27 protein-coding genes are annotated in these 24,448 nt (G+C 65.4%); 12 read left to right on the top strand and 15 right to left on the bottom strand.

Annotation, left to right across the window (positions count from 1 at the left end; all coding sequences use genetic code 11):
• Positions 1–15 precede the first annotated feature (15 nt).
• Entirely contained in the window at positions 16–1,077 is a 1,062-nt protein-coding gene (locus tag BMZ69_RS07705; protein ID WP_092155990.1) for a class I SAM-dependent methyltransferase, read from the top strand.
• A gap of 742 nt (positions 1,078–1,819) precedes the next feature.
• Here BMZ69_RS07705 and BMZ69_RS07700 read toward each other — a convergent pair.
• Both BMZ69_RS07700 and BMZ69_RS07695 read right to left on the bottom strand, forming a co-directional pair.
• On the bottom strand, positions 1,820–2,995 hold the full coding sequence (locus BMZ69_RS07700; protein ID WP_092155989.1) for an AAA family ATPase: 1,176 nt from the start codon (positions 2,993–2,995) through the stop codon (positions 1,820–1,822).
• 68 nt (positions 2,996–3,063) lie between these two features.
• Positions 3,064–4,275, bottom strand: a complete 1,212-nt coding sequence (locus BMZ69_RS07695; protein ID WP_092155988.1) for an MFS transporter — start codon at positions 4,273–4,275, stop codon at positions 3,064–3,066.
• A gap of 101 nt (positions 4,276–4,376) precedes the next feature.
• Here BMZ69_RS07695 and BMZ69_RS07690 point away from each other — a divergent pair, with 101 nt between their 5' ends.
• From BMZ69_RS07690 to BMZ69_RS07675, 4 genes are all read left to right on the top strand, one after another.
• On the top strand, positions 4,377–4,760 hold the full coding sequence (locus tag BMZ69_RS07690) for an ArsR/SmtB family transcription factor (protein WP_244543261.1): 384 nt from the start codon (positions 4,377–4,379) through the stop codon (positions 4,758–4,760).
• Between the two features lie 636 nt (positions 4,761–5,396).
• Complete coding sequence (gene zigA, locus BMZ69_RS07685) at positions 5,397–6,611, top strand: zinc metallochaperone GTPase ZigA (RefSeq protein WP_244543260.1); 1,215 nt, start codon at positions 5,397–5,399, stop codon at positions 6,609–6,611.
• 35 nt (positions 6,612–6,646) lie between these two features.
• The gene (locus BMZ69_RS07680) at positions 6,647–7,945 is read left to right on the top strand and encodes a YncE family protein (RefSeq protein ID WP_092155985.1); all 1,299 of its coding nucleotides are present in this window, start codon (positions 6,647–6,649) and stop codon (positions 7,943–7,945) included.
• Between the two features lie 45 nt (positions 7,946–7,990).
• Complete coding sequence (locus BMZ69_RS07675) at positions 7,991–8,395, top strand: GtrA family protein (protein ID WP_092155984.1); 405 nt, start codon at positions 7,991–7,993, stop codon at positions 8,393–8,395.
• Here BMZ69_RS07675 and BMZ69_RS07670 read toward each other — a convergent pair whose 3' ends face one another.
• Entirely contained in the window at positions 8,396–8,908 is a 513-nt protein-coding gene (locus BMZ69_RS07670; protein WP_092155983.1) for an anthrone oxygenase family protein, read from the bottom strand.
• Positions 8,905–9,639: a class I SAM-dependent methyltransferase gene (locus BMZ69_RS07665; protein WP_092155982.1), complete on the bottom strand. Its 735-nt coding sequence runs from the start codon at positions 9,637–9,639 to the stop codon at positions 8,905–8,907. Before BMZ69_RS07665 ends, BMZ69_RS07670 begins: the two co-directional genes overlap by 4 nt.
• 153 nt (positions 9,640–9,792) lie before the next feature.
• On the opposite strand from BMZ69_RS07665, the gene BMZ69_RS07660 reads away from it, so the two are divergent.
• Both BMZ69_RS07660 and BMZ69_RS32075 read left to right on the top strand, forming a co-directional pair.
• Positions 9,793–11,049 (top strand): SAM-dependent methyltransferase, encoded by a 1,257-nt coding sequence (locus tag BMZ69_RS07660; protein ID WP_092155981.1) that lies wholly within the window; start codon positions 9,793–9,795, stop codon positions 11,047–11,049.
• A gap of 2 nt (positions 11,050–11,051) precedes the next feature.
• Positions 11,052–12,368 (top strand): inositol monophosphatase family protein, encoded by a 1,317-nt coding sequence (locus BMZ69_RS32075; protein WP_244543259.1) that lies wholly within the window; start codon positions 11,052–11,054, stop codon positions 12,366–12,368.
• 92 nt (positions 12,369–12,460) lie between these two features.
• Here the strand turns inward: BMZ69_RS32075 and BMZ69_RS07650 are convergent, their stop codons facing one another.
• Together BMZ69_RS07650 and BMZ69_RS07645 are read right to left on the bottom strand one after the other, a co-directional pair.
• Positions 12,461–12,871 (bottom strand): VOC family protein, encoded by a 411-nt coding sequence (locus tag BMZ69_RS07650; RefSeq protein WP_092155980.1) that lies wholly within the window; start codon positions 12,869–12,871, stop codon positions 12,461–12,463.
• Positions 12,872–12,901: 30 nt separating this feature from the next.
• Positions 12,902–13,237 carry a cupin domain-containing protein gene (locus BMZ69_RS07645; RefSeq protein WP_092155979.1) on the bottom strand — a complete coding sequence of 112 codons (336 nt, stop codon included), beginning with the start codon at positions 13,235–13,237 and terminating at the stop codon, positions 12,902–12,904.
• A gap of 164 nt (positions 13,238–13,401) precedes the next feature.
• Here BMZ69_RS07645 and BMZ69_RS07640 point away from each other — a divergent pair, with 164 nt between their 5' ends.
• Positions 13,402–13,953 carry a MarR family winged helix-turn-helix transcriptional regulator gene (locus BMZ69_RS07640; RefSeq protein WP_092155978.1) on the top strand — a complete coding sequence of 184 codons (552 nt, stop codon included), beginning with the start codon at positions 13,402–13,404 and terminating at the stop codon, positions 13,951–13,953.
• 119 nt (positions 13,954–14,072) lie between these two features.
• On the opposite strand, the gene BMZ69_RS07635 is transcribed toward BMZ69_RS07640, so the two are convergent.
• A complete protein-coding gene (locus BMZ69_RS07635; RefSeq protein WP_244543258.1) occupies positions 14,073–14,972 on the bottom strand; it encodes a DMT family transporter in 900 nt (299 codons plus the stop codon).
• Positions 14,973–15,065: 93 nt separating this feature from the next.
• Here BMZ69_RS07635 and BMZ69_RS07630 point away from each other — a divergent pair, with 93 nt between their 5' ends.
• Positions 15,066–15,998 carry a LysR substrate-binding domain-containing protein gene (locus BMZ69_RS07630; RefSeq protein WP_092155977.1) on the top strand — a complete coding sequence of 311 codons (933 nt, stop codon included), beginning with the start codon at positions 15,066–15,068 and terminating at the stop codon, positions 15,996–15,998.
• Between the two features lie 137 nt (positions 15,999–16,135).
• Here the strand turns inward: BMZ69_RS07630 and BMZ69_RS07625 are convergent, their stop codons facing one another.
• Both BMZ69_RS07625 and carA read right to left on the bottom strand, forming a co-directional pair.
• Entirely contained in the window at positions 16,136–16,945 is an 810-nt protein-coding gene (locus BMZ69_RS07625; protein WP_092155976.1) for a prephenate dehydrogenase, read from the bottom strand.
• A gap of 186 nt (positions 16,946–17,131) precedes the next feature.
• On the bottom strand, positions 17,132–18,352 hold the full coding sequence (gene carA / locus BMZ69_RS07620) for a glutamine-hydrolyzing carbamoyl-phosphate synthase small subunit (RefSeq protein WP_092155975.1): 1,221 nt from the start codon (positions 18,350–18,352) through the stop codon (positions 17,132–17,134).
• Positions 18,353–18,487: 135 nt separating this feature from the next.
• On the opposite strand from carA, the gene BMZ69_RS07615 reads away from it, so the two are divergent.
• The gene (locus BMZ69_RS07615) at positions 18,488–18,949 is read left to right on the top strand and encodes a GatB/YqeY domain-containing protein (protein ID WP_092156141.1); all 462 of its coding nucleotides are present in this window, start codon (positions 18,488–18,490) and stop codon (positions 18,947–18,949) included.
• Here BMZ69_RS07615 and BMZ69_RS07610 read toward each other — a convergent pair whose 3' ends face one another.
• The gene (locus BMZ69_RS07610; protein ID WP_092155974.1) at positions 18,950–19,336 is read right to left on the bottom strand and encodes a BrnA antitoxin family protein; all 387 of its coding nucleotides are present in this window, start codon (positions 19,334–19,336) and stop codon (positions 18,950–18,952) included.
• Positions 19,309–19,611 (bottom strand): BrnT family toxin, encoded by a 303-nt coding sequence (locus BMZ69_RS07605; protein WP_092155973.1) that lies wholly within the window; start codon positions 19,609–19,611, stop codon positions 19,309–19,311. Before BMZ69_RS07605 ends, BMZ69_RS07610 begins: the two co-directional genes overlap by 28 nt.
• 222 nt (positions 19,612–19,833) lie before the next feature.
• Between BMZ69_RS07605 and BMZ69_RS07600 the strand changes: the two genes are divergently transcribed.
• On the top strand, positions 19,834–20,331 hold the full coding sequence (locus tag BMZ69_RS07600) for a hypothetical protein (RefSeq protein ID WP_092155972.1): 498 nt from the start codon (positions 19,834–19,836) through the stop codon (positions 20,329–20,331).
• Between the two features lie 12 nt (positions 20,332–20,343).
• Here the strand turns inward: BMZ69_RS07600 and BMZ69_RS07595 are convergent, their stop codons facing one another.
• The 4 genes from BMZ69_RS07595 to BMZ69_RS07580 all read right to left on the bottom strand — a co-directional run bounded on the left by BMZ69_RS07595 (position 20,344) and on the right by BMZ69_RS07580 (position 22,424).
• Positions 20,344–20,760, bottom strand: a complete 417-nt coding sequence (locus tag BMZ69_RS07595) for an NIPSNAP family protein (protein ID WP_244543257.1) — start codon at positions 20,758–20,760, stop codon at positions 20,344–20,346.
• Between the two features lie 76 nt (positions 20,761–20,836).
• Positions 20,837–21,763: a LysR substrate-binding domain-containing protein gene (locus tag BMZ69_RS07590; RefSeq protein WP_092155971.1), complete on the bottom strand. Its 927-nt coding sequence runs from the start codon at positions 21,761–21,763 to the stop codon at positions 20,837–20,839.
• The gene (locus tag BMZ69_RS07585) at positions 21,763–22,152 is read right to left on the bottom strand and encodes a type II toxin-antitoxin system VapC family toxin (RefSeq protein ID WP_092155970.1); all 390 of its coding nucleotides are present in this window, start codon (positions 22,150–22,152) and stop codon (positions 21,763–21,765) included. Before BMZ69_RS07585 ends, BMZ69_RS07590 begins: the two co-directional genes overlap by 1 nt.
• Positions 22,149–22,424, bottom strand: a complete 276-nt coding sequence (locus BMZ69_RS07580) for a type II toxin-antitoxin system VapB family antitoxin (protein ID WP_092155969.1) — start codon at positions 22,422–22,424, stop codon at positions 22,149–22,151. Before BMZ69_RS07580 ends, BMZ69_RS07585 begins: the two co-directional genes overlap by 4 nt.
• A gap of 123 nt (positions 22,425–22,547) precedes the next feature.
• Here BMZ69_RS07580 and dnaG point away from each other — a divergent pair, with 123 nt between their 5' ends.
• Positions 22,548–24,437, top strand: a complete 1,890-nt coding sequence (dnaG, locus tag BMZ69_RS07575; RefSeq protein ID WP_092155968.1) for a DNA primase — start codon at positions 22,548–22,550, stop codon at positions 24,435–24,437.
• The last annotated feature ends 11 nt before the right edge of the window (positions 24,438–24,448 follow it).

Genomic DNA, 24,448 nt, shown 5'->3' with positions numbered 1-24,448 from the left:
CAGAGGAGCTTGGCCATGCGTGAATCCGATCCGCAAAAGCTTGATGCCTTGGTGGGACGTCTCGTCGGGGACGTCGGGGCCTGCGTCACCGGCTCGCTCATCGTCCTTGGCGACCAGCTCGGCCTCTACAAGGCGATGGCCGATGGCAAGGCGGTCACGGCTGCGGAACTCGCCGGCAAGACCGGCCTCAAGGAACGCTATGTCCGCGAATGGCTCTCGGCCCAGGCCGCCGCCGAGTACGTGCAGTATGACGAGACGATCGACAGCTTCAGCCTGTCGCCGGAACAGGCCATGGCCTTCGCCGAGGAGGGCAGCCCGGCCTTCTTCGCCGGCGCCTTCGAGATCGTCCAGTCGATGTGGGTCGACGAGCCCAAGGTCGAGCAGGCCTTCAAGACCGGCGCCGGCCTGGGCTGGCACGAGCACAGCAATTGCCTGTTCCGCGGCACCGAGCGCTTCTTCCGGCCGGGCTACAACACCAATCTGGTGAGCAGCTGGATCCCGGCGCTGGACGGCGTCAAAGCCAAGCTCGAAGCGGGCGCAGTCGTCGCCGATGTCGGCTGCGGCCATGGCGCCTCGACCATATTGATGGCGCAGGCCTATCCGAAGTCGCGCTTCTACGCCTTCGACTATCACGGGCCCTCGATCGAGAAGGGCAGGGAAGCGGCGGAGAAGGCCGGGGTCGGCGACCGCATCGTCTTCGAGCGGGCGAGCGCCAAGGATTTCCCGGCGGCGAGCTATGACCTCGTCGCCATGTTCGATTGCCTGCACGACATGGGCGACCCGGTGGGCGCCGGCCGTCACGTGAAGGAGACACTGGCCGAGGGCGGCACCTGGATGATCGTCGAGCCCTTTGCCCATGACAATCTCAAGCAGAACCTCAATCCCGTGGGCCGGATCTTCTATGGGGCCTCGACGATGATCTGCACGCCCGCCTCGATGGCGCAGGAGGTCGGATTGGGGCTGGGTGCGCAGGCTGGCGAGATGCGTTTGCGCAAGGTCGCGCTCGATGCCGGCTTCACCCGCTTCCGCCGCGCCACCGAGACGCCGTTCAACATGGTGTTCGAGGTCAGGGCCTGACAAAAAAAGAAGTGTGGTCTCTGTGATTGGTCACGTTGGCGACGGACCCGCGCGCTCTTTGAGCGAGCGGGTCGAGGCAAGTCCGTATTCTTGTTGCAGGTTCCCGCGCTTAGATGAGGGCGAAGCTAATTAGGCGCGGCACAGTCAGCCTTGGCGTGCGATAAGCTCTCTCAATCGAATATCCACTTTTATCAAAGATGCTGCCGCCCCATCGTTGATTGCGCGTGCTACATTCCACTGGTTCTCGGCGAACCCAGCCATTTGAGCCGCATACTCGGGCCCTTGTTCCTGGCCGCTGCCTTCGTGCGGAACAATCGCCTCCCGAATGTCTCGCGATCGAGACGAGCGAGCCAGATCGATAACATAACGCTTCGGATTTGGGAGTGCTTCTGGGCTAGGATTCACTCTAGCAACTGGGATTCTGAGAAAATCTGCTAGCCCTTGCCGATCTGCCAGTATCCAACTCTCGACTTCTCGAACCGCGATCCTCATACAAAAATTGTTCGTCGGTCGCACACCGAGGCGCCGCAACAGCTCCGGTGCGCAAAGCGAATCGCGATCCAGATCGCGTAGAACCAACCATGGAGCGCCATGTTCAGAAGCGCTTCGATATTTTTGTAGCAACGGGTCTAATTTGTGCTTTCCGTGCGCGGGCCTTTCAAGACCAGGTTCAGCCCCCGCGTGAGAAATTAGTCGCCGCGCGATTGCAGCGTCGACTATCCCTTCGGATGCAAAATTTATCTTAACCACTGACGACGTCGAAAAGTGAAAGTTGATTGATGTTCTTTGGGCGAGCCATCGGCATTACAGCCTCGCCAACAGTGAAACCCGCTTCTACCATATTCATAACGTCTTGGTTGTCTGCTGCCATCTCAGCGGTAGTGCCATTTTCCCCTGGCTCTAAGCGGAACACTTCGTGAGTGCCAATTCCGGGCTCGCCTGCAATCGCTTCGGAATGAGTGGTCATGAGAACTTGTCGTCCTGAATGCCGCTGCATACGAGCGATCATGGCGGGCAGTTGCCGCGCCACGTCCTCATGCAATGACAATTCAGGCTCTTCTAGAAGAAGAGGCCCTTCTCGTTCGCTCGTCGACCACAGAAATCCGATCAAACGAAGCGTCCCATCAGAAAGCTGACTTTCGTTTTGAGTTGTCGGATTCGGTCGCCAATGCTTAAATAAGACCTTCAGATGCGGACTTCCGCGTTTGTCTACCTCTAATTCAAGGTTGACGAATTGCGGGACCGCAATCCTTAAAGCTTCCGAAATTCGTCTTAGCCGAGCATTACGCGTTTTCGGAGGGGTGGCATTTATTCGCTCCAAAAGGTCTCCACCATATGGGTCTTCACCTTTCTCCAGAGCCCGCCGTGAATCGCGCATAATCTGAGGAACTATGTGCAGGTAGCGTATGGATTCAAAGAATTCGACCAGCTCTCGGAAATGAGCATTCTGACCAGCTTGCTGAATTAAAGTCTGTGCCAGCTTTTGTTGGTCATCAGCGTTGCTGCGGCGTTGAGAGGCAATTTCCTCTCCGTTCCGCTTGACGACTTCCTCGGTGACGCTAGCAAAATTGTCCTTACCAATCCGAGTGAAGCTGAGCCGGTAAGACCACTGCAAGGGGGCTTCGTCATCTCCAACATCGACATCGATAACTACGTCTGTGCGCGTTCCCCGTGCGTAGAGTGACCGAAGCTTTGGTATGCCGCCGCGTTCCTCGACTGCAGCAGCTAGCCCACCGCCCACAGGTTTAACCAAATCCCGGAGGAACCGAATCGCATCGAGCAGATTCGATTTGCCCGACGCGTTCGGTCCTACAAAGATCGCGCGCTTTCCAAGCCGTACTTCAACCTCGCGAAAGTTCCGCCAGTTTCTGACCTTGAGCCGAGTTAGCCGGAGTGCTGATTTTGCGCGAGGCGCCATGCCAATAGGTTCCTATTCGGCGCACAGCATAGCGTTCGAACAACCGCATTCAACCATCTGGGTCCTAATCAACGCGCAGTCGGCACGGTCGCAACCTCGCTGACGCGCGCGGCTTCGCGAGCGGCCGCCTTGCGCCGCTGCGTCGCGATCAGCAGCAGGCCGAGCGCGCCGAGCTCGCAGGCCGCCCCGACGAAGCCGAGCTCCCAGGAGGCCCCGTGGCGCAGGACCTGCTGGCCAAGCGCCGCGCCGGCGGCGATGCCGACATAGAGCGCCGAGGCGTTGAGCGAGAGTGCGACCACGACGGCGTCAGGCGCCATCGCGGCGAGGCGCGACATCTGCGAGGGGTGCCCGGCCCATCCGGCGCCGCTCCAGATCATCAGGATCACCGGCAGGACGAAGATCGCGACCGTCGGCGGCAAGGTCACAGCGACCAGCGAGGCGGCGGCGAGCGAGGCTGCGAGCAGGGTCAGCACGAAGGTCAGCGTCGGCACCGGGCCGAAGCGGTCGCTGGCCTGGCCGCCGAGCTGGTTGCCCAGCGCCGAGCCGATGCCGGTGACGACCAGCGTCGCGCTGAGCCAATGGCCGGAGATGCCGGCATGGGCCGAGAGGAAGGGCGCGACATAGGTGTAGAGCGTGAAGGCGCCGGTGGTCCAAAGCGCGGTGGTGCCGAGCGCCAGCAGGACGTCGCCGCGACGCGCGACCTGCAGCCGTTCCGCGAGCGTGTTGGCGCCGCGCGGCAGGCCGGCCGGCATCTTGAACAGCAGGCCGGCGAGTGCGAGCGCGCCGAACAGCGCAACGACGATGAAGGGAAAGTGCCAGCCGAGCGTCGCGACGGCGGTGCCGAGAGGCACGCCGAGGATCAGCGAGACAGTCATGCCGCCGGTGACCAGCGCGATGGCGCGGGCCCGGCGCTCCGGCGGCACGAGCGCCACGGCGACCGCGTTCGCCGCCGGCATGAACACGCCAGAGCCGAGCGCCATGACGATGCGCGCCAGCATCAGCCAGGTGAAGTCGCTGGTGAAGGCGGCGACGAGATTGGCGAGGGTGAAGACGGTGAGCGAGCCGACCAGCACGAGCTTACGGTCGAGATTGCCGAACAGGGTCGAGAGCACCGGCGAGCCGATGGCATAGGCGATGGCGAAGATCGAGATCAGCAGGCCGGCCGTATCGACGCTGACGCCGAAGGCGGCGGCGAGATTGGGGAGGATGCCGGTGATGACGAGGCTGCCGGTGCCGATGGCGAAGGCGCCGCCGGCCAACAGGAGAAGACGGATGTCCATGGCAGAGCGCTCCGTGGGGAGTTGCCGACAATTTCAATGATCGTTGAATCATGGGCGTCGGCCGACCATGAGTCAATCCTAAATTCAAGGATCATTGAAACTTGTCAGCAGCGGCCGAGGCAATTAAGCCTGAGGTGATGAAGCAGCTCTTCCATCCGCAGATCGAGGACGTCCTGCCGGCCGACGTGTTCGCGGCGCTGGGCGACCCGATCCGGCTCGGCATCCTGGTCTCGCTCGCCGATTGCGACGAGGTCGACAAGGCGCGCTGCGGCGCCTTCACCCAGCTCGCCTCGCCCTCGCTGCTGTCCTACCATTTCGCCAAGCTGCGCGAGGCCGGGATCACGCGGTCGCGGGCAGAGGGGACGGTGCGTTTCCTCAGCATCCGCCGCGAGGAGTTCAATCGGCGCTTTCCCGGCCTGCTCGACAGCGTGATCGAGACGGCGCGGCGCGATCCCTCGGTGCCGCGGATCAAGCTGGTCATGTGAGGTCTTCCGCCGTCTTGGTCGGGGCGACCAGCGGTTCCCGGCATCGTACGATGCGCCAGACGTTTTCCAGAATGTGATGAAAGGTCCGTCATGCGCGGGGAACCCTCTCCTGGAAGGAGAGGGCAGGGTGAGGTGTAGGCGGCTTGACCAGTTCCGCGAGCGCTCACCGCGCGGTTAGGCTGAGGCCAACGCTGTCAGTCCGAGCACGTCACCCTACCCCTCGCCCTTCAGGAGAGGGGATCCCGCGCCAATCTCGTCTACCGGGAGTATCGCGGTCAGCCTAACCGCAGCACGGGCACCCCGGGCCGAACACCGCCCGGCTGCCGAGCGCCGCCAGCTTTCCGCGCCAGCCCGGTACCTTCTCGCGAGCTTAGCGAGGTTCGGTGACTTCTGAAGCGCTCATCAGCGCAGGACCGCTACACGCCAAAAAAGCGCGCGAGTCATCCCGGGCGACCGCAGGGAAACCGGGACCCATTCCGGAGCTTTTCCGAAAGAGGTTCCGGAATCGATCCCGGATCTCCGCTTCGCTCTGTCCGGGATGGCAGCACGATCGAATATTGACGCTCAATCGCAGCCTTGCGTCCGCAATCTGCTCTCGCTATGAAATGTTACAACGTAACAAATATGAGATCCGAGATGGATGGCCGCCTTCCCGTCACCGTGTTGTCCGGCTTTCTCGGCGCCGGCAAGACGACGCTGCTCAACCACGTCCTCAACAACCGCGAGGGCCGCAAGGTCGCGGTCATCGTCAACGATATGAGCGAGGTCAACATCGACGCCGACCTCGTGCGGGCCGGTGGCGGCGATCTCTCGCGCACCGACGAGAAGCTGGTCGAGATGAGCAATGGCTGCATCTGCTGCACCTTGCGCGACGATCTCCTGGCCGAGGTCGGCCGGCTCGCCCGCGATGGCCGCTTCGACTATCTGCTGATCGAGGGCACCGGCATTGCCGAGCCGCTGCCGATCGCCGCGACCTTCGAATTCCGCGACGAGGACGGCTTCTCGCTCTCCGATCTCGCTCGACTCGACACCATGGTGACGGTGGTCGATGCGGTGAACCTGCTCAAGGACTACGGTTCGCGCGATTTCCTGCGCGAGCGCGGCGAGACAGCCGGAGAAGGCGACGAGCGCACGCTGGTCGATCTCCTGGTCGAGCAGATCGAGTTCGCCGATGTCGTCGTGCTCAACAAGGTCGCTGACGCCGGGCCGGAGGCGGTGGCGCAGGCGAAGCTGGTCATTCGCGCGCTCAATCCGGATGCGCGCTTGATCGAGGCCGATTTCGGCCGGGTGCCGCTTACCCAGATCCTCGATACCGGCCTGTTCGACCATGAGAAGGCGCAGGAGCATCCGCTCTGGCACAAGGAGCTCTACGGCTTCAAGGATCATGTGCCGGAGACCGAGGAATACGGCATCTCCTCCTTCGTCTACCGGGCGCGCCGGCCCTTCCACCCGGAAAAATTCAACGCCTTCCTCTCCCGGACCTGGCCGGGGCTGATCCGGGCCAAGGGCCATTTCTGGCTGGCGACGCGGCCGGACTGGGTCGGCGAGATGTCGCTTGCCGGCGCGATCTGCCGGACCGAGGCGATGGGCTTCTGGTGGGCGGCGGTGCCGCGCCCGCGCTGGCCCGATCATCCGGACTGGAAGGCCATCCTGAACCGGCATTGGCATTCGGTCTGGGGCGACCGCCGGCAGGAGCTGGTCTTCATCGGGGCGAACATGGACGAAGGCGCCATCACCGCCGCCCTTGATGCCTGCCTGCTCGGCGAGACGCCGACCATCGCCTTCAAGCCCGAGCGCTACCGCGACCTGCCCGATCCGTTCCCGGCCTGGCGCCGGGCGACGGCTGCTTGAGCCTTCATCCCTTACCGCCTGCCCTGGAGACTACCATGCGTCCGCTTTCCTTGTTGTCCACGCTCGCCATCTCCGCCTTGCTGTCGAGCCTGCCGGCCCTCGCCCATGACCATGCCGTGCTGCGCGGCCGTCTGGTCTTCGCCGACCACGAGAAGCCGGTCGTGCGGGTGCTCGATCTCGATAGCGGCGAGGTCACCCACAGCTTCGACCTGCCCAAGGCCAATCCCGGCTTCGCCACGGCGCAGGGCGGCCGCTTCGTGGTGATCAAGACCGGCGACGATGCCGGCACGATCCGCTTCCTCGACACCGGCCTGACGATCGAGTCGCATGGCGACCACAACGACATCGAGAAGGGGCCGGTGAAGCTCCTCGACCTGACGTTGACCGGCCAGAAGCCGGCCCATGTCATCTCCGGCCATGGCCAGCTCGCACTGTTCTATGACGGCATCCGCCCCTGGGACGGGCAGAGCACGGCGAAGGCGGTGCTGGTCGCGATCAACGATCTTTCCAAGGACAAGCCGGCGCTGACGGAATGGCCGAGCCCGGGGCCGCAGCACGGCATCGTCGTGCCGCTCGGCGAGGGGCGCTGGCTGATGTCGGTGCCGAACCCGGTCTATGTGAAGGGCGAGGACAAGAGCGCCTCGTCGCGGCCCAACGGCTTCGAGATCCTCGACCGGACCAAGGGCGATTGGGCCAAGCTCGCCAGTTTCAACGACCCGGCCAAGCCCGACGCCTCCTGCAAGCTCTATCACGGCCATGCCGCGGCCGATGGCCGCCATGTCTTCGGCTGCGCCGAAGGGGAGGGCGGCGGCATGCTGGTGCTGTCGCAGGCCGGGGCGAAGTTCAGCGCGCACAAGCTCGCCTATCCCGACGGGCGCCGGCTGAGCACGATCAAGGCCAAAGCCGGCGCGAAGTTCATGGTCGCCAATTACGGCAAGACCTCACCCTATGACGGGCTGCTCAGGGTCGACCCGACCGCAAAGTCGCTGACCGCGGCCGATGTCCTGCCGGTGCCGGGCGGCCAGTCGGCCTGCCAGTTCGAGCTCTCCGCCAATGGCAGGCGGCTCGCCAATCTGACGCCGGACGGCAAGCTGCGGGTCTACGATGTCGCAGCCTGGAAAGAGATCGCCAGCTTCGACGCCGTGCCCGCCTTCGACTGTCAGTACGGCGCGAAGACGCCGACCCCGTCGCTCGCGGTGATTGGAGGCAGCGCCTATGTCAGCGACCCCACGAATGGCCGCATCCGCGAATACAATCTCGAGACGCTGAAGCAGGCGCTCGACCTGCCTGTCGAGGGCATGCCGGCCAATCTCGCCGGCAGCGATGCGGGCTGATCGGCCGTAGGGTTCCGTTCAGTATCCGGGTGTATCCTGCTCCGGATGCTGAACCATCTTCCCCGCCGCGCTAGGCAACTCGTCGCCTATGCCTTTTCGGGCGGGGTGGCGGCGGGCGCGCATTACAGTTTGCTGATCGGCCTGGTCGAGCTCGGCGGGGTCGATCCCGTCCTGGCGTCGCTCGCCGGTTTCGTACTCGGCGGCGTCGTCTCCTATGTGCTGAACCGCTGGCTCACCTTCGTGGCGACGCGCACGCATGGCGAGGCGAGCTGGCGCTTCGGCCTGATCGCTTTCGTCGGCTTCCTGGTCACCGGCATGCTGATGCACCTCTTCGTCAAGGTCGCCGGTTTGCCCTATCTGCCGATGCAGGTGGTCACCACGCTGATCGTGATGGTCTTCACCTTCGCCGGGCACAAATTCTTCTCCTTCGCCGAGCGCGAAGAAGCCTGATCAGATTCGGGCCGAGGGCATTTGCCCGGCGGCGTAGAGCGCCCAGCCGACCAGCAGGAGGCTGACGAGGCTCGCCAGCGTCCGGACATGGTTCCACAGCGTCCACGGGCGGGAATAGGTCTGCCAGAGCGTCCGCGCCTGCTCGGCATCGGCAGGAATCGTGGCGATGGCGAGCGCCTCGTTCATCGGCACGTTGGCGACGAGGGTGACAAGGAAGGTTCCCGCCAGATAGACGATGGCGGCGAGCGCCAGCAGCAGGGCGACCTGCCCGATCCCCTCCTTCCACCAGAGCCCGGCCGCCAGCAGCGCGACCACCGGCGTGCCGAAGAAGGCCGGGAAGAAGATCGCGTTGCGCACGACGATGTTGATGCTCTGCATCGACGCGATCGCGGCCTTCGGATCGACCGCGTCGAGCGCCCACATCACCGACATCGAATAGGCATAGAAGAAGCCTGCCATGGCGCCGGCCAGGGCCAGCGTGACGACGGTGAGCGCGAGCGCGAGCGCGGTCATGTCGTGGCAACCTCCAGCGCGAGCGGTCTTTGCACCGATGTGGTCGGTTTGCGGGCCGAGAAGGCCATGCGATGCGGGTTATGGCCGAAATTCGTGCGGCGCGCGACGTTCTTGAAGCCGGCCGTCTCGATCAGCGTGGTGATGCCGGCGGCACTATAAGTCGAGAGACCGTACTGCGCGCGCAGCTTGCGGTAATCCGAGAAGACGGTGCGCACCAATCCGCCGAGCGCCGCGATGAAGAAGCCGCCGCGCCAGGCGAAGCCGAGCAGTTCCGTCGCGTCGGTCAGGGGCGAGAGGTCGGGCGGGATGACGTCGGCGACGATGAGCTCGCCGCCGGGCTTCAGCTTGGCGCGCCAGGTCGCCAGCGCCTGCTTCAGCTCGTCCTCGCTGAGATACTGGATCAGCGAGTTGGCGACGACGAGGTCGAGCGAATCGCCCGGCAGAACCTCGACCTCCTCGGGAGACACCACCGAGAGATTGGCGAGCTCGCCAAAGCGAGCCTCCAGCCTGTCGCGGACGGCCGGTGCCGCCTCGCAGAGGATCAGCTGGCCGCTGACGCCGGCGACGAGATCGGCCAGGAACGCTTCGCCGCAGCCGACATCGAGCACGACGGCATTTTTCGACGGGACCGCGGCAGCAATGTCCTGCGCGATGCGGCGATAGTGCAGGGTCTTGTGGCGATTCGAGACGTAGATCGCATGCTCGCCATTCCAGAAATCACGCCAGGACATCGGGCTTCCGTTTCGAGGGTGGCGCCGGGGCGCCTTGGCGCCACCCCCTAGCATGGCTGTGCTGACGATGGAGTCAGGTTGATTGCACGCAGGGTTTGTGCTGCCTCGAACGAACCAATAGCTTGCGCGCGACCGACCGGAGCCTGCCCGACCATGCTGCTGTTGCCGAAACTGCTGAAGCGCTCGATCCGCAAGGGTCGCCTGACCGTGATCGCGCCGGACGGACAGCGGCACGTCTTCGGGCCGGGCCGGACCGAGTTCGTCTTCGCCGGCAAGCCCGTCGTCGCCGGCGAGGTGACGGTGCGCTTCAAGGACACCAGGATCGAGCGCGAGCTCTTCCTCAACCCGGAACTGGCGCTGGCCGAAGGCTATATGGATGAGCGCATCGAGTTCGAGGACGGCTCGACCATCCACGACCTCCTGACCCTGTTCTGGATCCAGCGCAGCGAATTGCGCAAGCACCCACTGCAGGCGGCGATCCGCAAGATCCGCTTCAAGATCCGGCGCTGGCGGATGCACAACCCGCTCGGTGTCGCCGGCAATAAGGTGAAGCATCACTACGACATCCCGACCGAGTTCTATCGGCTCTGGCTCGACGAGACGATGACCTATTCCTGTGCCTATTGGCACAGCCCAGAGGTCGGCCTTGAGAACGCGCAGAAGGCCAAGCTCCGCCACCTTGCCGCCAAGCTGAAGATCGAGCCCGGCATGCGCGTGCTCGATATCGGCTCGGGCTGGGGCGAGCTCTCGATCTATCTCGCCAAAGCCTGCGGCGCGAAGGTGACCGGCCTCAACGTCTCGCCCGACCAGATGGCGGCCGCCCAGAAGCGTGCCGAGGCCGCCGGGGTCGGCGATGCCGTCAGCTTCATCAACAAGGATTATCGCGAGCTGACCGGGACGTTCGACCGGATCGTCTCAGTCGGGATGATGGAGCATGTCGGCGTCGCGCATTACCTTGAGTATTTCGGGAAGATTCGCGACCTGCTGACGCCCGACGGGATCGCGCTCGTCCACTGCATCGGCCGTGTCGGCCCGCCCGGCTTCACCGGCCCGTTCTTCGACAAGTACATCTTCCCCGGCGGCTATGCGCCGGCGCTGTCGGAGGTCTTCGCCGCGGTCGAGCAGACCGGGCTCTGGCATTCCGACTGCGAGTTCTGGCGCCGGCACTATCACTGGACGCTGGAAGCCTGGCGCGAGCGCTTCATGGCGCATCGGCCGGAGGTTGTGACGATGCTGGGCGAGCGTTTCGCGCGGATGTGGGAGTTCTACCTCAGCGCCTGCTCGATCTCCTTCGACATCGGCGGCGATATGGTCTTCCAGCTGCTGCTCGGCCCGCACAAGAGCGCCGTGCCGGTGATCCGGGACTACATCACGCAGGCTGAAGCCGAACTGGAAAAGCGGGGCTTCTGACGATGGCCGGACAGGAGCTGATCGAGCAGGTCTCGATCCTGCTTCGCGAGGTCGCGGCCGAGGTGGTGATGCCGCGCTTTCGGAAGCTGGCGGAGGCCGAGGTCCGGGTGAAATCGCCGGGCGAGGAGGTCACGATCGCCGACGAAGAGGCCGAGCGGCTGCTCGGTCTCCGCTTGCCTGAACTGCTGCCCGGCTCGCGGGTGATCGGCGAGGAGGCGGTCTCGGCCCGGCCGGAGCTGCTGCAGGGGCTCGGCGAGGGCACGGTCTTCGTCGTCGATCCCGTCGACGGCACGTCCAATTTCGTCAAGGGCAGCCCATGTTTTTCGATGATGGTGGCACTGCTGCGCGAGGGCGAGACGGTGGCGTCCTGGATGCTGAGCCCGGCGGCCGGCACGCTCCACGTCGCCGAGCGCGGCTCCGGCGCCTGGGTCGATGGCGAGCGCGTCAGGGTCGGGCAATCGCCGCAGTGGTCCGGGCTGCGCGGCGGGGTGCTAACCCGCTTCTTGCCTGCCGAGATCACGGCGCGGGTCAAGGCCAATAGCCGGGACCTCGCCGCTATCCTGCCGGGGATGTTTTGCGCCGGCGAGGAATACCCGGCTATCGTGCGCGGCGAGCAGCATTTCGTGATGTTCTGGCGCGGCCTGCCCTGGGACCACGCACCGGGCACGCTCTTCCTCGAAGAGCGCCGGCGGCCGGGCCGCGCGTTTCGACGGGCGCCCCTACAGACCGGCCGAGCCGGGCTTCGGCATCCTGGCGGCGCAAACGCCGGAGCTCTGGGACGAACTGCAGCGGCGGCTGTTCGCGGAGGCCTGAGACCGACCGACGAGAGAAAGCGTCTCGCCGGCTTCCACCGCGAGGGTTTGCAGGGAACGCCATCCGAGGGAGGCGCGGGGTTCAGGCGGCGTCGCAGTCGACGGCTGCGTGCCGAATGTCGATGTCGATGTGTCGAAGCAGCGCCACTGGCCACTGCCCGAACCCCGCGCGCGGTTCTCTTCAGCTGTTCTCGCCGTCTGGTTACGTCCGGCAGGACTGGGAGGGCCTCTCCCATCGACGAAAACCCCTCCGTGGTGGAAGGAGCCGGCCCGGATCGCAAAAGTGGGTCGCACCTTTGCGGAGCTGGGCTCCTTCAGGCTCGCAAGGCCCTGTCGCCACGAAACACCGCTCTCCCGCCCGGCCTCATGATGCCTCGCGAAGCCCCCTCGGTTCGGGCGGGACGGGGACAAGCATACGCCAGGTTTCGGGGGCGGGGATTGATTGGGGAATTGTCCCCGCTGGCCCGACCGTCATGCTCGCCCTTGTGGCGAGCATCCACGCCTTGAACGCGGCATTCGATCAAGGAAGCGAAGACGTGGATGGTCGGGACAAGCCCGACCATGACGGAGGAGGAGAGGGTTCTCGTGGCCGCCCCACTTCACCCCGCCGGCATCGCCGCCATATCGGCGAAGACGGCTTCGAAGGTGTGGCCGTCGGCGTCCTCGAAGGCACGGTTGTAGAGCCAGCCCAGATCTGTCGCCGGGCGTGGATCAGCCTTGCCGCCGGCGGCCGCTGCGGCTGCGACCATGGCGTCGACCTCGGCGCGGCTCTCCAAGGTGAGCGCCAGCAGCACCTGCGCCCCGGCATGGGCGTCGGCGACGGGCTTGCTGATGAAAGTCGCGAAATAGTCGCGGGTCAGCAGATGGAAGGTGATCGCTTCCGACCAGACCATGCTCGAAGCCTGGTGGTCGCTGAAATCCGGGTTTTGCTTGCAGCCGATCGCCTCATAGACGCGGGTCGCGGCGGAAAGATCGGCGACAGGCAGGTTGACGAAGAGCATCTTGGGCATGGTGGTCTTCCTTGCTGGTTGCCGAGGATTTCAGAGGTTATGCTGCAGGATCCGCCCGTTCGGGTGGACGCAGATCAGCTCGAGCCGGCCTTCGCCGACATTCTCGAAGCGATGCGGAATGTCCGCAGCGGCGACGACGATGTCGCCAGGGTAGCCGCGGGTGGTCTGCCCCCCGACGGTGAACTCGGCCTCGCCCTTCCGGACGATCCAGGTCTCCGAATAGGGATGGACGTGCAGCATCGAGCCCTGACCGGGCTCGGCGTCGACGATGAAGAACGAGACCGGGCCGCCGAGCTTCTCTCCCTCGAAACGCACCGTGCGATTGGCGCCGCGCTGCTGATCGTCGGACCGAGGGACGTTGAACATGACTGCCTCCCTGGCTGGTCGTGGGCGATTTATCTTCGTGGGGAGATATCTAGCGGAGAGATATCTTCTCGTCAAGATAAATACCTTTGTGTCAAGATATCTTGGCGAGGGTCGATGCGCCGTGTATGTCTTCTTGCCGGGCATCCAACAGCCAAGGCGCTGAAATGGCAGACGAATCGCAGCATCTGGATCGCGCGATGGAGGACCATGTGGATCGGCTACGCCGGCAATGGGCGCGCGAGCTGCCCGATCTGAACACCGAGCCGATGGCGATCCTCGGCCGCGCCTTCCGGCTCGGCAACCTGGTCCGGCCCAGCATCGAGGCGACCTTCGCCAGCTTCGGGCTCGATCGCGGCGAGTTCGACGTGATCGGGACGCTGAAGCGCTCCGGCCCGCCCTATCGGCTGACGCCGACGGAGATGTACGCGCTGTTGATGATCTCCTCGGGCGGGCTGACCCACCGGCTCGACCGGCTGGAGAAGGCCGGGCTGATCCGGCGCGAGAAATCGCCGAAAGACGGGCGCAGCGTGCAGGTGGCGCTGACCGAGGCGGGAGCGGAACTCGCCGAGCAGGCCTTTCGCACGGACATGGCGAGCGAGCTGGCGTTCCTTGAGCCGCTCGACGAGGGGGAGCGGGAGACGCTGGCCGGGCTGCTCAGGAAGCTGATCCTGGGGATCGAAGAGCAGATCAGTGAAGCGGGGCCGGCAGCGCAGTGACCCTCACCGTCATGCTCGCCCTTGTGGCGAGCATCCACGTCTTGAACATCGCACGCGACGAGTGAGGCAAAGACGTGGATGGTCGGGACAAGCCCGACCATGACGACAAGGGTGATTACTCACCGTTTCAGGTTGACGAGCACCACGCCGGCGAGAGCCATGGCGCCGCCGATCAGGCCGAGCATGGTCGGGACCTCGCCGAGCCAGAGGAAGCTGATCAGCATCGCAGCGGGGGGCACGCAGTACTGGAAATTGGCGGCGCGGGCGGCAGGCAGGCGCGACAGGGTGATCGCCCAGGTGCCGTAGGCGACGACGCTGGAGACCAGAGCTAGCCAGACCACCGACCAGATCGCCTGCGCCGGGGCGGCCGGCAACTGCTCCAGCGCGCCGGGCAGGAAGGGCGTGAGTGCAAGCCCGCCGAGCGCCATGTTCCAGGCCGCGACGGTCAGCGGCTTGTGGCGGGCGAAAAGCGGCTTCTGCACCACGGTCGAGACCGAGTTGCACAGGGCGGCGCCGAGGATCAGCAGAACGCTGACGCCGATATCGAGGTCGAGCCCGTTGCCGAGGGCGATCACGCCGATGCCGGCGAAGGCGAGCGCCGTACCGGCCCAGGCGAGCGCGCTGAAGCGCTCATTCAGGACCAGCATGGCGAGCGCCGCGGTCATGATCGGGTTGGTGTTGATGATGAAGCTCGCCGCGCCGGCCGGGACGACGCGCTGGCCGAGATTGAGGAAGATCGCATAAAGCGCGATGAAGACGATGCCGCCGGTGAGGAAGCGCCAGACATCGGCGCGCTCGGGCAGTTTCGGCCGCGTCACGACCAGGAAGAGCGCCGCGAAGAGGCCGGCGATGGCAAAACGCAGCGCCGCCAGTTCGAGCGCGCCGAAGCCGGCAAGGCCGGCCCGGATCGCCGGGAAGGAGGAGGCCCAGGCGATCACGGTGAAGGGGATGGTGAAGAGCAGCATGGCGTCGAGCGTGGAGCCGGGCCGGGAAGACGCGGCGGAGGGGACGGTTGTCATGACGGGCCTCGTTCGGGCGAATGACGGTTCGTCTCCGATAAGCGCCTCGGCGAGCTGATTGACAAACGACTAATTCAATGACGAGCTGTGAGCATGGATCACAGCTCGCTACTTCCGCCCTTGGACACGTTGCGCGCCTTCGAGGCCGCCGCCCGCTCGGGCAGTTTCTCGGCCGCAGCCGAGGCGCTGAACCTCACCCATGGCGCGGTCTCGCGGCAGGTCGCCAAGCTCGAGCATTGGCTCGGCCTGCGCGTCTTCGAGCGCCAGGCGCGTGGCGTCGCGCTGACGCCGGAGGGGCAGCGCCTGTTCCAGCGCACGCAGGAGGCCTTCCAGGTCTTCGCCGATTCCTCCGACCGCTGGAGCGAACCGCGCGGGGCGGCGGTGGTGCGCTTCAGCGCGACGCCTTCCGTCTGCTCGCTCTGGCTGATGCCGCGCTGGCAGCGTCTGGAGAGTGGCGATCCCGCGGTGCGGATCATGCTGCAGGTCGATCATCGCAAGGTCGACCTCGAGGAGGAAGGGATCGACCTCGCCATTCGCTGCGGCCGGGGCGGCGCGCCGGGCCGGGTCTCGGTGCAGCTCTTCGAGGAATGGTGCTATCCCGTCGCCTCGCCGGAACTGGCGCGTGCGATCGGCGAGGGCAGGCCCGAGCGCTTCCTCGACCAGCCGCTGATCCACGATTCGGACGCCGCCGGCTGGCGCTCCTGGTTCAATGCGCAGGGGCTGGATTTCCGGCCGCGCCAGCAGGACCGGCGTTTCGAGGACTATAATCTCGTGCTCGACGCCGCCGCATCCGGGCTCGGCGTCGCGCTGTCGCGCCCGCCTCTGGCGCAGGCGCAGGTCGATGCCGGGCGGATTGTCAGGGCCGATATTCGCACGGCGCTGAACCCGGTCTCCTATTGGCTCGACCGGCCGATGGGCCAGCCGCGCCCGGCGGCGGTGGCGCTGGCGACACGGATCGCGACGGAGGCGGGGTTGCCGGCCGGCAAGCTCGCGGGGTTTCTCAGGCAGGAGGCGAAGGCGGCCTGAACGGCTGTTTGCTCGGGAAAGGCGCAGGGAACCTTCTCTTGGAAGGAGAGGGCAGGGTGAGGTGTGGGAGATCAGACCAACTCCGTGCGGCTTGGCCGCGCGGTCAGGTTCCTGCCAACGTTTCCAGTCCGAACACCTCACCCAACCCTCTCCTTCCAGGAGAGGGCTCCCGCGTCTCGCTGGTCGAAGGACAGAGCGGCATCCCGATCCAGATGCGCCCGCATCTCCTCGGCCAGCGCGAAAAAGCGGTCGCGCACCGGCTTGGCATGCGGGTTGGCCTGCTCGATCGCCATGAAGACGCCGGGGCTGTCATGGCGCACCATTTCGGTCGCGCGCATCAGGAGGTCGAAGCTCGCCGTGGTCATGCGGCGCGGCAGCGGCTCCATGCGGACCAGGATCTTGGCGATGAGATGGGTCAGGCCCTGAACCAGCGCCGCCTCGCGGTCATGCGCCTCCGGCGTCGTCATGATGACCTTCAGGTGCAGCACGCGGCGCAGGAAGGCGGCGATGCGCCAGGCGCTGGCGCCGCGGATCGGGCAGATCGCGATCTTGAGGCCGGCAATGCCGTCGCGGCCGCTCTGCGGGCCGAAGAGCGGATGGGTCCCGACGATCTCGACGTCCTCGGGCAGCTCGGCGAGCATGGTCATGGCCGGGCCGATCTTGACCGAGCCGACATCGACGACGATCGCGCCGCGACTCAGATGCGGCCGCAAGGTCGTGATCGCCTCGGAAAGGGCTGAGACCGGCACGGCCAAGATGACGATATCGCAGGCGGCGATCTCGGCCGGGTGGGCGGCGATGATGCCGCCTGAGGCCGCATCGACCGGCAGAGCCGGATCGAACGCCAGCAGTCGGCAATGCGGCTTGAGGTGACGGGCGATCAGGCGGCCGAAGGCGCCGAAGCCCATCAGGCCGACGGAGGGATTGGTGGTGTTCGGGGTAAGCATCGCTGGGTCCTTCGAGGAGGGGCCGCGATGCCGGGTGACTGCCTGATTTCAACCGCCAGCGCGGCGGTTGAGACATGTCAATGCCACCGCCTCTATGAGGACGGGGCGTAATAGTTGCGGGCGAGCAGGCAGGCGAAGGTCATGGCGCGCATAAAGCGCGCGCCATCCTTGCTGTCAATGGCCGGGTCAGGCGGCCTTCTTGGCCTTCTCCGCTTCCATCAGCTCGACGAAGCGGGTGAAGAGATAGTGGCTGTCCTGCGGCCCGGGCGAAGCCTCCGGATGGTGCTGGACGCTGAAGGCCGGGCGGTCGTTCAGGGCGATGCCGCAATTGCTGCCGTCGAAGAGCGAGACATGGGTCTCGGTCGCGTTGGCCGGCAGGGTCGCCGGATCGACGGCGAAGCCGTGGTTCATCGAGACGATCTCGACCTTGCCGGTGGTCTTGTCCTGGACCGGGTGATTGGCGCCGTGGTGGCCCTGCTTCATCTTCATGGTCTGGCCGCCGATGGCCAGCGCCAGCATCTGGTGGCCGAGGCAGATGCCGAAGGTCGGGATCTTGCGGTCGAGCAGTTCCCTGATCACCGGCACGGCGTATTCGCCCGTCGCGGCCGGGTCGCCCGGGCCGTTCGACAGGAAGACGCCGTCGGGATTGAGCGCGAGGATGTCCTTGGCCGATGCGGTCGAAGGCACGACCTCGACCTCGCAGCCGGCCTTGGCCAGCAGGCGCAGGATGTTGCGCTTGACGCCGTAGTCGATGGCGACGACGCGATGCGCCGCAGCTTCGCGCTTGCCGTAGCCGCGCGGCCACTGCCAGGGCGTCTCGTCCCAATCATAGCGCTGGGTCGCGGCGACGAGCGGGACAAGGTCGAGCCCGGCCATGTCGGGCAGGGCGGCGGCCTCCTTCTTGAGGCGCTCGATGTCGAAATTGCCGGCCGGGTCATGGGCGATGACGGCGTTGGGCATGCCGTTCTCACGGATCAGGGCGGTCAGCGCTCGCGTGTCGACGCCGCAGATGCCGACGATGTTGCGGGCCTTCAGCCAGGCGTCGAGATGCTTGGCGGCGCGCCAGTTCGAGGGCTGGGTCACCTCGGCGTGGAGCACAACGCCGCGCACGCCGGAGGAGGCGGCGGCGTTGACCGTCTCGGTGTCCTCTTCGTTGACGCCGACATTGCCGATATGGGGGAAGGTGAAGGTGATGATCTGCCCGGCATAGGACGGGTCGGTCAGGATCTCCTGATAGCCGGTCATCGCCGTGTTGAAGCAGACCTCGCCGGGCGCCTCGGCGATGGCTCCCAGGCCGAAGCCTTCGAGCACCGTGCCGTCGGCGAGCACCAGCACCGCGGTCGCGCGCGGCTCAGCCCAGCCGTCTTGCCTGCCTTGAGAGGCGGGGTTTCCTTCGTGAGCGGTCATGTCTATGTCTCGTCCAGGCCGCTGGAAGCTGCGGCAAGCGTGAAGGCTGCGCGCGTAGTGGCGCGGCCGGTCTGGAGCGCGAGCCTTAATCGGCTGACCGTGCCCCGTCAATGAATGAAGAAGGTTCGTACCATCATGTCCAGCCTGCGCGAGCAGTTCACCGCCGACCTCAAGACCGCGATGAAAGCCGGCGAGAAGGGCAAGGTCGCCGCCATCCGCCTGATCCAGGCGGCGCTGAAGGACAAGGACATCGAGGCGCGCGGCGCGGGCAAGGGCGAGGCGACGCCCGACGAGATTCTCGCCTTGCTGCAGAAGATGATCAAGCAGCGCCAGGAATCGATCGCGATCTACGACGCCAATGGCCGCCCCGAGCTCGCCGAGGGCGAGCGGGCCGAGGTCGCGGTGATCTCCTCCTACCTCCCCAAGCAGATGAGCGACGAGGAGATCAAGGCGGCGATCGAGGAGGTCATTGCCGAGGTTGGCGCGTCCGCCGTCAAGGACATGGGCAAGGTGATCGGCGCGCTGCGTGCGGCTTACGCCGGCCAGATGGACTTCGCCAAGGTCTCCCCTATGGTGAAGCAGTTGCTGGGCGGCTGATCAGCCGGAACGGCGGCGCGCGGGCGACTTTGCCTTCGCGCGCTGCTTCGAGGCCGACATATACGAGCGCAGGACGGCGTTGATCCGTTTCTGGTAGCCGGTGCCGCCGCGCTTGAAGAAATCCAGCACATCCTCGTCCAGCCGAATCGAGATCGGCTGCTTGCGTGCGGGCCGTGTGATCTCGACCTGCGACCAATCGATATCGAGCAACCCGTCCCAATCAGGATCGGAACGTGCGGCCTGCTCGATCTCATCATCGGTGAGTGCATCGATACGCGCCCAGTCAGTGCGATCCTTCACGCGCTCGAGGCGGCCGTCCTCATGCTCGATGACCGCTTCTCCGCTGGGCGATTGGCCGATCAGTTTGACAATTCGCTCAGTGCCCATTTTTCGCGCTCTTTCGGGCGGGCCTTTCTCGCAGAGATCAGACGGATTGATTCATTTCGTACCGTGTAAATCACTGCGATGATGCGGCCTTCCACACATCCAATTAGAACACATCTCTGCTCGTGCTCACCGATCGAGGAGCGATACTCGAAGCTCCTTCTATCCTGGAAAGCGAGGGTAGCAGTGATGAAGTCGATTCCATGCTTCCTAATGTTAGAAATCCGCTTAGCTTCGTCCCACTCAAATTGAGTGGGGTACAAAGTCGAGTCGAGCATTTGGTTTTGTCCCCAATGCCTGCCGCGGATGTCTCAGACGCTCCGCGCGGCCGGTTAACCACCGGCTCCTGATGTCAGTCCAACTCGGCTCGATGCCCCTGGTTGGCTTCAGAGTCTGATGCTCTGTTAGCATTGGCTGCTTCTGTATATACAAAACGAGATGCAATGGCAAGTCTACTCTGACCGCGTGAGCGGCAGCGTTTTCAGCAAGGGAGGAGATCGATGCCGAAGCTTACTATCGCTGTCCTCGCGCTCGGGCTGGCCTTGCAAGGCCCGGCAGCGCTCGCTCAATCCGAAGGCTGGGGCACCGGCTACCAGATGGGCACCTCCTTTGCCGGAGTGAGCGGCGCCGATGGAACGCGGCTCACCTTCTATTGCGGGGATGCGGCAGCGGCCCGCGCCAACCCGGCGATCGCGAGCGGTCCCTATCTGATCGCCGTCCTGCCCAAGACGCAGCTCAAGGACGCCCTGCCGTCATCGATCGAGATCGTGGCCGATGGCAAGGCGACGCGCGTGCCGGTCACGGCGCAGGCGGGTATCGATGAGGTTGAATTGACCTGGAAGCCCGACGGCGGTTTCGGCGCCGCGCAGATGAAGCCAGTTGTAGCGGCCTTACGCGAAGCGAAGCGGATCGAATTGCGGGCCGGCGACGCCGCCATCCTGCTGCCGACCGAAGGCGCGGCGAAGGCCCTGGCGGGCGATCCGCTGCAGTGCCCGTAGAGGATTGGCCGCTCAGGGCGAATAGCTGGTGCGCTGCATCACCCGCTCCTCGATCGCGCCGACCATGCGGCCATGCTCGGCGGCGCTGCTGTCCTTGATCCTCGACCATTCCGCGTCCTGCATGAAGCGGGCCCAGCTTTCGCGCATCGTCGCCTCGTCCGGCCAGCGCAGGACATAGACGAATTCGGTGCGGTCCTTGGTCTTGGCCTCCCACATCGCCGCGATGTCGAAGCCGTAGGTCTTCATGATGCGGGCGGCGTGGTCGCGGAAGCGGGCGTGGAAGGCGTCCTTGTTGCTCTCGAAGATTTCGTAGATGCGCAGTTGCTCGATCATGGTCGCACGTTCCGTTGCTGATGTCGGGATGGTGAAAAGGGCGGCCGCGGTCAGGGTCGCGGCGGTCAGGCCCCATCGTCGCAGGCGGTCTTGCATGGCGAAGACTCCCTCGCTGTTGCTGTCGAGGAGAAGCTGCCAGCCACACGGATCGCGGTAAAATATATTGTTCGTTCTAGTTTGATACTGACAGCGTATCGCTGGAGGCCTGCCTGAGTACGGCGAGGAAGTTGTCTCGCGCCAGCGAAAGACGCGTCGCGTCCCAGGCGGCGATCAGCTCGAGATGCGTTATTTGAGGTGGCGCCTCGATCGCGATCGGCCGGAAGGCGACGCCGGCGCGTGGCATCAGCGCCAAGGAACCCGGGATCAGGGCGACGCCGAGCCCGCTCGCGACCAGGCTGGCGACGGTCTGCATCTGGCGGGCTTCCTGGACGATGCGCGGCGAGAAGCCGGCGAGGCGGCAGAGCCCGATAATCTGGTCATGGAAGCCGATGCCGAGCTGACGCGGCGTGCCGATGAAATCGCTGTCGGCAAGGGCGGCGAGGGGGACCGTCTCCTGTCCTGCGAGCGGGTGGTCGTCCGGCAATGCGGCCAGGATCGGCTCGCGCAGCAGGATTTCGCTGGCGAGCTGGGCAATCATGATGCCGGGTTGACGCATCAGGCCGATATCGACCTCGCCCGCGGTGATCGCCGCGAGCTGCTCGCCCGTCGTCGCCTCGCGCAGGACGAGCTCGATGCCGGGATATTCGGCGCGGAAACGGCGCAGCGCCGCCGGCAAGAGGTCATGGGCGGTGCCGACGAAGCTGATCGCAAGCCGGCCGGCTTGTCCGGCGGCGACGGCCTGCGCTTCTCTGATGCCCTCGTCGAGCTGGGCGAGGACGCGCCGGGCGCTGCCGAGGAAGGCCGTGCCGGCGGGCGTCAATGCGACGCTGCGGTTGCTGCGCTCGAACAGAGACAAGCCGAGCGTATCCTCGAGCTTGCGGATCGCCTGGCTGAGCGGCGGCTGGGCCATATGCAGACGCTCAGCGGCGCGGTGGAAGTTGAGTTCCTCGGCGACGGCGATGAACTGGCGCAGCAGCCGCGTCTCGACCGCGGGCGGCATCAGGCCCGCTCGATATCGGTCTGCGTGAAATCCTCGCCCTTGTAGAGCAGCGGCCAGCCGCGCGACTTGGCGAGAGCGTAAGCGGCGCAGTCACCCATGTTCAGCTTGGCGGGATGGCGGCCCTTGCCGTAGCGGCGATAGGCGTCGAAGGCGAGATTGGAGAGATCCTCGTCGAAGGGGATAACTGCGACATCGTAGTCCGATAGAAAGTCTTCAACAGCTTCTACGCGCATGCCTTTGGAGAACGCGATGACCAGGCGCGCTTCCAGAGCATTGACGGCCGATATGATGCGCTGGTCGGCCAGTTCGACCAAGTCAGCGAAGCGCCCTGCTTCCGGCTCGCCGACCAGGCAGGCTACGATCACCGAGGTATCGACAACGAGTTTCACCAGAAGCCGTTCTCATCGTAGCCGATGGCCTCGTCCATTTCCTGCTTGGTCATGACGTGATTGGTCGGGACGATGTCGTACTTCTTGTGAAGGGCTGCCAATTTACGTCTTGCAGCAGCCACCCGCCGCGCCTTTTCCTCCTCGGACAATTCGTCCTTGTCGAGCTCGCTCCTGACGGCCATGCGCACGGCCTCTGTCAGGCTGAGCCCGCGCCGGCGCGCGAGCTGGCGCACCACCTTCTCGGTCTCCGGGTCCTTGATGTTGAGCGCCACGGCTTTCTTCCTTTTCCGCGATTTTCTTTATCATATGGGGCTTGCTGTGGATATGGACCATAAGCTCGGCAATGGCGGTTTCCGCGGTTGGCAAGCAGGCCTGCAGCGGCCAGATAGGAAGCCATGAAGTTCCCGCCCTCCGTCCTTGAGGAGATCAAGGCGCGGCTGCCTGTCTCGGCGGTCGTGGGCAAGCGCGTGCGCCTCGCCAAGGCCGGCCGCGAATGGAAGGGGCTCTCGCCCTTCAACGCCGAGAAGACGCCGTCCTTCTTCGTCAACGATCAGAAGGGCTCCTTCTTCGATTTCTCCTCCGGCAAGAACGGCGACATCTTCAAATTCGTGATGGAGACCGAGGGGCTCTCCTTCCCGGAAGCCGTCGAGAAGCTCGCCTCCGAGGCCGGCGTCACCTTGCCGAAGGTCTCCTTCGAGGCGCAGGCGCAGGAGGAGAAGCGCAAGGGGCTGCACGAGGTCGTCGAGCTGGCGGCGCGCTTCTTCGAGGCCGAGCTGCTATCGGAGCGCGGCGGGCTGGCCCGGCGCTATCTCTCGGGCCGCGGGCTGGAAGGGGAGGCGCGCAAGCTCTTTCGCCTCGGCTATGCGCCGCCTGACCGCTTCGCGCTGCGCGACCATCTCGCGGCTAAGGGCGTCGGCGCCGATGCGATGATGGAGACGGGGCTCCTCGTGCATGGCGAGGAGATCGCCGTGCCCTATGACCGCTTCCGCGACCGGATCATGTTCCCGATCCACGACGCGCGCGGGCGGGTGATCGCCTTTGGCGGCCGGGCGATGAGCGCCGACGTGCCGGCCAAATACCTGAACTCGCCGGAGACGCCGCTCTTCCATAAGGGCGCGCTGCTGTTCAACCACCACAACGCCCGCAAGGCCGCGCACGATACCGGCCAGGTGATCGTGGTCGAGGGCTATGTCGACGTCATCGCCATGACGCTCGCCGGCTTCCCGCAGGTGGTGGCCCCGCTCGGCACGGCGCTGACCGAGGACCAGCTTTCGCTGCTCTGGCGCATGTCGGGCGAGCCGGTGATCTGCCTCGACGGTGACAAGGCCGGCCGCAAGGCAGCGGGGAGGGCGATCGATCTCGCCTTGCCGATGCTGGAGCCGGGGCGCTCGCTCGCCTTCGCGCTGCTGCCCGAGGGCCAGGACCCGGACGATCTCGCCCGCTCGGGCGGCAAGCCCGCCGTGGCCGAGGTGATCGGCTCGGCCAAGCCGCTCGTCGATATGCTCTGGGCGCGCGAATTCGAGGCGAGCCAGCTCGACACGCCCGAGCGACGCGCTGCCTTCGAACGACGGTTGAAGGAGCCGCTCGGCCTGATTCGCGACGAGGCGACGCGCCGGCACTATCGCCGCGAGATCGACGAGCGCATCGGGCTGCTCTTCGCGCCGCCCCAGAAGGAACGCTTTGAAGGGCGGCGCCAGAACGGCTTTTCCGGCGGCGCGCGTGGCGGGCGTGGATTTCAGCGCGGCCAGGACAGGCCGCCGCTTTCGCTGGTGCGGCCGAGCCCGCAGCTCGCCAGCTCGCCGCTGATGCAGCGCCGGCATGGCGAGAATCCGCGCGAGGCCTTCGTGCTGCTCGCCTTGGCGAGCCATCCCGACCTGGTGATGCGCTGCGTCGACGAGATCGCCGAGCTTTCGCTCGACGGGCCGGCGGCGGAGCGCTTCCGGCAGGCGCTTCTCGATGCGGCGATCGACGGCGCCTTCGACCAGGAGGCGTTCGGCCGGCGGCTGGAGCAGGGACGAGTCGCGGAAGCGCAGGCGGCGCTGCTTTCCGTCACCCAGCCGGCCGAGCGGCTGAAATTGGCGCAAACGGCTGATCCGGAATCGGTTTTTGATTCGATTCGTCAGGCTCTCGTCTTGCATCATCGCGCACGCACGCTACATAGCGAGCTGAAGGCAGCCGAACGCGCATTGGCTGACGAACCAACGGAAGCCAATTTTGCCTGGATGAAGGACGTCAAGGGCCGTCTCGACACGATCGAGGGGACCGAGGCCAATCCTGAGAAATGACCGGGCTGGTG

Source organism: Allobosea sp. CRIB-10 (assembly GCF_900112185.1).
Classification (GTDB): domain Bacteria; phylum Pseudomonadota; class Alphaproteobacteria; order Rhizobiales; family Beijerinckiaceae; genus Allobosea.
The sequence above is the reverse complement of the archived record's forward strand: the minus strand, read 5'-3'. Positions and strand labels throughout refer to the sequence as shown.